Source organism: Dermacoccus sp. CCH2-D9 (assembly GCF_001556795.1).
GTDB lineage: Bacteria > Actinomycetota > Actinomycetes > Actinomycetales > Dermatophilaceae > Dermacoccus > Dermacoccus nishinomiyaensis.
In genome coordinates this window covers 1-1,972 of sequence record NZ_LSJT01000091.1, presented here as the reverse complement: position 1 = coordinate 1,972, position 1,972 = coordinate 1, and the positions used below count along the sequence as shown (strand labels likewise).

Sequence of the window (1,972 nt, the reverse complement as noted above, 5' to 3'; positions counted from 1 at the left end):
CTGCCGACGAGCACGCGCTGGCCGTCGACGGTGGCGCTGACACCGCCACCCGGGTGGGCGGCGAAGGCGCTGGCTGCCGGCACCGTGCGTCCCGTCTGGCGGGCAGCATCGACCACGGCCCTGGCGAGCGGGTGTTCGGAGCCGGCCTCCACAGCCGCGGCGAGCAGCAGTGCCTGCGCGTCGTCACGTCCGTCGACGCCCTGCTGGTCGACCAGGCTGGGGCGGCCCTGGGTGAGGGTGCCGGTCTTGTCGACGACGAGGGTGTCGACCTTCTGCAGTCGTTCGAGGGCCTCGGCGTTCTTGACCAGCACGCCCTCGCTGGCGCCGCGCCCCACCCCGACCATGATCGACATGGGCGTGGCCAGGCCCAGCGCGCACGGGCAGGCGATGATCAGCACGCTGACGGCGGCCACGATCGCGAACGGAAGCCGCGGCTGCGGGCCCATGGCCAGCCACAACCCGAAGGTGGCCAGGGCGACGGCGATCACGACCGGCACGAACACCGCCGAGATCTTGTCGACCAGTCCCTGGATCGGGGCGCGGGACCGCTGCGCCTGGGAGACCAGGTCGACGATCCGGGCCAGGGTCGAGTCAGCGCCCAGACCAGTGGCCTCCACCACCAGGCTGCCGCCCTGGGTGATCGTGCCGCCGATGACCCGGTCACCGGGGCTCTTGTCGACCGGTACCGGCTCGCCGGTGATCATCGACTCGTCCACATACGCGTGACCATCGACCACGGTGCCGTCGGCCGGCACCTTCTCGCCCGGCCGCACCCGACACCGATCGCCCAGCTGCAGCTCGGCGGCCGGCACGTCGGTCTCGGTGCCGTCGGCCCCGATGCGGTGCGCGGTGGCCGGTGACAGGTCGAGTAGGGCGCGGATCGCGCCGGAGGTCTGGTCGCGGGCCCGCAGCTCGAGGACCTGGCCGAGCAGCACCAGGGTGATGATGACTGCCGCGGCCTCGAAGTAGGTGCCGACCCGGCCGTCCATCACCCGCATCCCGGATGGGAACAGCCCCGGCGCCAGCACCGCGACCACGCTGTACAGCCACGCGGCACCGACACCCAACGACACCAGGGTGAACATGTTCAGGTGACGGCTGACCACCGACTTCGCGCCGCGCACGAAGAACGGCCACCCAGCCCACCACACCACCGGCGTCGACAGGGCGAGCTCGAGCCACGGCGCGACGCTGCCGGGCAGCGCACGACCCAGCACCATGGGCACCATCACCATCGCCACCAGCGGCACGCTCAGCACCGCCGCCACCCGGAACCGGCGACGCATGTCGACGAGCTCCTGGTTCGGGCCTTCGTCGAGCCCGGCCAAGACCCGCTCCAGCGCCATGCCACAGATCGGGCAGTCACCGGGGCCATCGCTGCGGACCTCGGGGTGCATCGGGCAGGTCCAGTCCCCTGCAGCGACCGCACCGGCCACCACCGCCGGCTCGCCCATGGGGTGCTGGTGATCGGTCGGGTGGTCGTGGTGCTGGGCGGCCGGCGCGTCCCCGCCGTCGGCGGGTTGCAGGAACATCCCGCACTTGGGGCAGCGTCCCGGGTGGTCGCTGGTCACCTCGGGGTGCATGGAGCACGTGTAGTGGGTGGTGTGGTCGTGGGTGGCGGTGGCGGCCGGGTGGTTCATGGGGTGCTCCTCGAGACGGTACTGCCGGTGGATGGCGGGGCGGTGGTCAGTGCTGGGAGCCGTGATCCATCATGCGCATCATCAGCCACATCATGAGCATGCAGCCGATGGCGGGCACGAGGGCGGCCACGACACCGCCGGCGGCGAGGCTGGCACGTCCGGCCCACAGGTAGCCGACGACCACGAGCAGCATCGGGGCGCACATCAGCAGGTGCATCCAGTGGTGGGGCTTGCCGTGCTGGTGGGCCGCGCCGTGCTGGTGGGTGGTGCTGCTGGGGTCCTCGTCGGTCATGGGGCCGGTCAGGGGCTGGCGGGGGTCCTCGCCGAAGGAG

2 protein-coding genes are annotated in these 1,972 nt (G+C 72.1%); both read right to left on the bottom strand.

Annotation, left to right across the window (positions count from 1 at the left end; all coding sequences use genetic code 11):
- On the bottom strand, positions 1 to 1,640 hold a 1,640-nt coding region (locus tag AX669_RS07545; protein ID WP_062257600.1), incomplete at its 3' end, for a heavy metal translocating P-type ATPase.
- Positions 1,641 to 1,686: 46 nt separating this feature from the next.
- On the bottom strand, positions 1,687 to 1,972 hold a 286-nt coding region (locus AX669_RS07540; RefSeq protein WP_231729485.1), incomplete at its 5' end, for a hypothetical protein.